This is a genomic window from Streptomyces sp. NPDC024687, assembly GCF_055559055.1.
In genome coordinates, this window is record NZ_JBVHLJ010000025.1 from 1 (window position 1) to 5,189 (window position 5,189).

General features: G+C 66.6%; 4 protein-coding genes and 4 pseudogenes. 2 read left to right on the forward strand and 6 right to left on the reverse strand.

The window, feature by feature from the left end:
- Positions 1–630: 630 nt before the first annotated feature.
- A pseudogene (locus ACZ39I_RS41690) lies at positions 631–1,053 on the reverse strand (IS5 family transposase); the annotation flags it as partial.
- Between the two features lie 106 nt (positions 1,054–1,159).
- Positions 1,160–1,929 (reverse strand): annotated as a pseudogene (locus tag ACZ39I_RS41695) (transposase).
- Between the two features lie 101 nt (positions 1,930–2,030).
- Here ACZ39I_RS41695 and ACZ39I_RS41700 point away from each other — a divergent pair.
- Positions 2,031–2,531, forward strand: a complete 501-nt coding sequence (locus ACZ39I_RS41700) for a GNAT family N-acetyltransferase (protein WP_467250958.1) — start codon at positions 2,031–2,033, stop codon at positions 2,529–2,531.
- Between the two features lie 4 nt (positions 2,532–2,535).
- Here the strand turns inward: ACZ39I_RS41700 and ACZ39I_RS41705 are convergent, their stop codons facing one another.
- The 3 genes and pseudogenes from ACZ39I_RS41705 to ACZ39I_RS41715 all read right to left on the reverse strand — a co-directional run.
- Positions 2,536–2,715, reverse strand: a complete 180-nt coding sequence (locus ACZ39I_RS41705) for a hypothetical protein (RefSeq protein ID WP_467250960.1) — start codon at positions 2,713–2,715, stop codon at positions 2,536–2,538.
- Between the two features lie 200 nt (positions 2,716–2,915).
- Positions 2,916–3,547 (reverse strand): annotated as a pseudogene (locus ACZ39I_RS41710) (class I SAM-dependent methyltransferase).
- A 312-nt stretch (positions 3,548–3,859) separates the two neighbouring features.
- A pseudogene (locus ACZ39I_RS41715) lies at positions 3,860–4,069 on the reverse strand (GNAT family N-acetyltransferase); the annotation flags it as partial.
- Positions 4,070–4,118: 49 nt separating this feature from the next.
- Here ACZ39I_RS41715 and ACZ39I_RS41720 point away from each other — a divergent pair.
- Positions 4,119–4,691: a peroxiredoxin-like family protein gene (locus ACZ39I_RS41720; protein WP_467250962.1), complete on the forward strand. Its 573-nt coding sequence runs from the start codon at positions 4,119–4,121 to the stop codon at positions 4,689–4,691.
- 314 nt (positions 4,692–5,005) lie between these two features.
- Here ACZ39I_RS41720 and ACZ39I_RS41725 read toward each other — a convergent pair.
- Positions 5,006–5,189 (reverse strand): isochorismatase family protein (locus ACZ39I_RS41725; protein ID WP_467250964.1); only part of this gene is annotated, 184 nt, incomplete at its 5' end.

Here is a 5,189-nt window from a genome sequence, read left to right on the forward strand (position 1 = left end):
GAACTCCAGACCCTTCTCGCCGCCTGGACCGGTGCCTGCCCCACCTGCCACCGCGACATACCCACACCGATACGGACCTGACCAAGCCCTACTAGAGTCCCTTGGGTCCCTTGCTGGCGTCGTTTACCGCCGTGACCTGCCCGTTTACGAGAAACCGAACGGCAGGGACTGAATGTGCAGAGGCCCTCCTCACGAGGTGGGATGCGAGTCGGGCGTGGCAGTCGGGCGTCCCCGTGCTGCCCTCGCATGGGAGGCCGGCCCAGGGGTGTTCGCAGGCTTCACCGCCGCCAGGATCTTGGCGTGTGTCGGGCACGGGTCTGGAGACTATTCGGGAGTTGATGTCGTAGGTCGCCTACGTGTCCGGCTGCAGGCCTGTGTCCCGATGTCAGGCCCGTGCGGTTCACTGTGCGCCAACCCCGCGAAAGGTCAGGGACGTTGGACCTGGTGTACGACGACCCTCGCGGTTGGCTGCAGCACTACATCAAGAAGCGACTGATCCCCAGCGTCTACGCTGTGACCTGCGGCCACCGCATGATCGTTTGTCTTCACACACCGATGGTCGACGGTGGCCGCACCTGCCGGTGCCAGCAAGGTGGATCGGCTCGTCGAAGGAGGCGCGGTGCTGCGATTGCCGCCCCGCGAGCGGCCCAGTCCGTGATCTCCGGGCTCGGTGAACACGCCGCCCGATGGTTCCCTCTGCAAGTCGCCCTGTTTGCGGGCCCCGTCCGCGTGCTGATGGGCGCGGCACACCGTGGAGTCGACGCTCAGGTCCCACGTGATCGCACCCTTGGCGTCGGCCAAGGACTGGAGCCGGGTGAGGAGTCGGTGCCAGGTGTCGTCCCGCTGCCACCGGCGGAACAGATCGTAGACCCGGCCCCACGGCCCGTATTCGACGGGCACGTCTCGCCACGGAATGCCGGTACGAACTCGGAACCGTATGCCGTCTATCAGCTGCCGCCGAGGCCAGACCGGCGGCCGCCCCGCCCGAGCACCCCTCGGCAACAACGGCTTCAGCACCGCCCACTGCTCGTCCGTGAGATCTCCCCGCCCCATGAACAGTGATCATTCACAGCCCAAGATCCACATTCGATACACGGCCTAAAGCGTGTTGCAGAAGGTCGTGTTCGGGCAGGTCAAGTCGGGGCTTCTGGTGTTCCGATCATGCTGCCAAGGCGAGGTTGTGCATGTGGGCGACGGCCTGGACCGCATGGTGGAGACCGTCACCGCGCCGGCGGCAGTCACGCAGGATCTTGTAGTTCTTCATCCGGGCGAAGGCGTGCTCGACGCGGGCACGGACCCGACGATGCTCGGCGTTGTCTTCCTCCTCATCCGCGAGGAGTGGCCGGCCGGGCCGTTTTCGGTGCGGACGAGCAGTCCGGTGTTGATGTAGGCGCCGTCGCCCAGCACCGTGACGCCGTCGCAGTGCCGGGCAAGAGCGGAGTTCCGCCAGACCTGGGCATCGGCCCGATTGCCCGGGGCCGGCCGGGCGGTGGCCACGACCAGCCTGGTGTCGGCATCGATGATGACCTGCACATGTGCCGAGAACCGGTAGTTGCGGCTCGAGGCGCCGACCTTCCGGTCGCGGACCGGAATCAACGTGCCGTCCACGATCCACAGCCGATCCCTAGTGTCGGCGGGCCGGGAAATGGGCTCAAGGGCGAGGAGGGGCCGTAGCCGTTGGATGACCCGGCACACCGTCGCCGGCGAGACGGCGAACAGCGGCGCGAGCTGTCGCATGGTCAGGTTGGTGCGGTAGTAGACCGCCACCAGCAGCACGCGATCTGCCAACGGCAGGCACCACAGCCGCCCGCCGCCAGGACCGTTGCCGCCCCGCTCCCGCACCCCCCGTAACAAGCCTTCGAACTGCCGCATCCGCAGGCCCGAGAACGTCTCGACCCACAACGGATCGGCCCTCAACACCCCAGCCATACAAGGGAAATGCCCTGATCACAGCCTTTTGGAACACGCTTTAGGGCGTGTACCGAAAGTGTCCGTGGGGAGCCCGGCGCCTCTCGTGTGATGCTGGCGTCATGACTGATCACCGCGAGGTTACTATCGTCCGCTGGCCAGGCCAGACCCCTGCGATCGAGGACGGCCTGGCCGCTCTGCTGGCCGCCTACCATCTTCAGACGGAGGCTGAGAAAGGCGAATCGGTAGCCAACGTGCATGGGCTGCCGGACCGCTACCGGGCAGAGATCACTGATCCCCGGACCGCATTCGCCAGCGATGTCGTACTGGTGGCTCTCCTGGACAACACCATTGTGGGGTGCCTGGTGGTGACCTCCCCGAACAACGGGCAAGCAGAGATCAAGAGGCTCTGGACCGACCCGGAGTCCCGTGGCCGTGGCGTTGCCTCGGCCCTGCTCGGCGCTGCACTCACCCAAGCTACGGAGCACGGCGTACACACTGTCCGGCTTTCGGTGTGGGAATGGCGAACTGGGGCCATCGCTCTGTACGAACGGCTCGGCTTCACCGCCACCCAGTCGTGGGATGAGCGGAAGCAGTTGGTGTGCATGCAGCGGTCTCTCTGAGTGATCACAGCCATTCGTTGATGACCGCGACGAGGACGATCGCCTCGTAACGGACCGCGAGCTTGTCATACCGAGTGGCGACGGCTCGGTGCCTCTTGAGGCTGTTGATCCCGCACTCGACCGCATGACGCTCGCGGTAGTCGACCGGGTCGAAGTGTGGCGGTCGGCCGCCGCGGGAACCCAACTTCTGGCGGTTGCGCGCTTGGTCTGCCTTGTTCGGAATGCTGCGTGACCCGCACACCGATGCTGAGGACAACGACGGCGAGCAGGACTGAGCGTCACCCACCACAAGGCCGATCAGAATGCCCGATATCTAGGGTGCGGATTGGGCGTCAGGCATGTTGACTTGTCCGAACTAACTCAAGAGTTTTCGCAGGTCAGTCTCTACGGGTGGCGAGCCAGCAAGTGTGTGTCAAGGAAGCCGCGCTCGGACGCTGGGTCGTGGAGCAACCGAGCCACCGTGACGAGCCCAGCCTCGGCCAGCAACTCGGCAAACTGCTCCGCCGGCCAGCTATAGGCGGGCGCCACCTTGTGATCGGAGCGGACCGGCTCCGGCCCCTCGGTGCCGAAGAAGGACACCAGGAGCAGACCCCCTGTTGCCAGAACACGCACCTGCTCAGCGAGCACCGCGGGCAGCTGTTCAGGTGGGGTATGGATCATCGAGTAATGGGCCAGCACTCCACCAAGCGTGCCGTCCCCGACCGGCAAGGCCTCCATTCGCGCTTCGTCGAACCGCAGCGTCGCCTGGACCCGCCGAGCGTGGTCGACCATGGCCGGGGAGAGGTCGATTCCGAAGGCCTCCAGCCCCAAGTGGGTGCAACATGGCCGTCAGATGACCGGGTTCCGCACCCGACGTCGGCCACTCGCAAGTTCCCCGTGTCACGCACGAGCTCGGCGAAGGTACCGATCATGTTCCGGGCGAACGGCCGCGTCTCCAACCGACTAGTGAACATCGACGCATAGAGCTCGACGACCCCGTCGTAGGCCGCCCTGGTCTCATCCTGGTGTTCTAACACGGAGGAAGCTAACACCCCCGCCGTTCACCGCCGTTCACCGGCCCATGCCGGCCCTTCTCCTCGGGACTGATCGTCCCGACACCTGATCTCGGCATCCAGATAACGTTTCCGTCGAAACACCTCTCCGGGCTATGACAAATCCGCACTTGCCTCATTTGCCTGGCAACGGACTATGCCGTCTGACCTGCGCAAAGTGCCTTCGCACCCTAGATATTGCTTGCCACCGCTTTTGTCAGCCGCTTCGCGGCGGTCACAGCCCGTACGTGGCAGGTGCGTTTGCGCCGATCACCCTCACCCGGCTTGTGGTGCGCTTCAGGAGAACTTGTACCCGGCGAAGTCGGCGACATGGACATACCCGATGCGCTGGTAGAGGGCGTTGCTGGTGGGGTTGTCCGGGTCCGTGAACAGGACGACGTCCGTCGCTCCCGCGGCCAGCGCTGCCCGGCTCGCCTCGACCGTCACGGCGCCCGCGTAGCCGAGGCCCCGGAGGTGGGCCGGGGTGTAGACGGGGTCGATCCGGACCTTCTACGAAGCCCGCCAGCAACAGATCCCCGCCGAGATCCGACAGATCATGCAGCGGGCCGGCCAGGAACTCGCCGACTCCGGCCAGGCCGACCGCGCCCTGACCGTCGGCGCCCAGGCCCCGCGCTTCAACCTCCCCTCGGCGGCCGGGCAGACCGTGGCCCTGAACGACCTGCTCACCAACGGCCCGGTCGTGCTGACGTTCTACCGCGGTGCCTGGTGCCCGTACTGCAACATCGCGCTGCGCTCCCTCCAGCAGCACCACGAGGCCATCACCGCCCGCGGTGCCCGCCTGGTCGCCGTCTCCCCGCAGATCCCCGACGAGTCCCTCACGCTGGCCGAGAAGCACGAGCTGGCCTTCGACGTCCTCAGCGACATCGGCTCCGACACCGCCAAGCAGTACGGCCTCGCCTTCGACCTCCCCGACGAGCTCGCCGCCGTCTACGACAAGCTCGGCTTCGACCTCCAGCGCGTCAACGACGGCCACCCGCGCACCCTCCCGCTACCCGCCACCTACGTCATCGACCGGGACGGCACCATCCGCTGGGCCTTCGTCGACACCGACTACACCACCCGCGCCGAACCGGACGACATCCTCGCCGCCCTCGACGCACTGCACTGAGGGCGACCCGCACCAGTAGGCCTACGGAGAACCACAAGGCGCATGTTGCCCGGGGCCATCGCGGAGGTACGTCACGGTCAGCAGGCTGCCGACGGACCACTACCACAATGGGACTCATCGGTGTCAACGGCCGCCGCACTTCGCTGTGAGTGCGATCCCTTCGCCATGAATTGCTCCGTGTTCGTGGCCCGTTCGGCGAGTTCGGCATCCCGGCCACTACGTGGCACCGCCGCCCGGGTCCGCAGATCCGACCCCGCATGACCGGCGGTGCCGCGGTCAGGTGCCGAAGGGGGCACGCGCTGCACAGCGAGGTGTTACTGCGAGACGGGCGCCTGACCGGAGACGGCCACGCCGGCCCGGCGGAAGTCCTCCAGAGTCGACGCCGTGGTCTCCGGGGCCACACAGTCCAGGAGCACGCGGGCGCGGAATCCGGCCTTGACGGCATCCAACGCGGTCGCGCGCACGCAGTGGTCGGTGGCGATGCCCACCACGTCGACC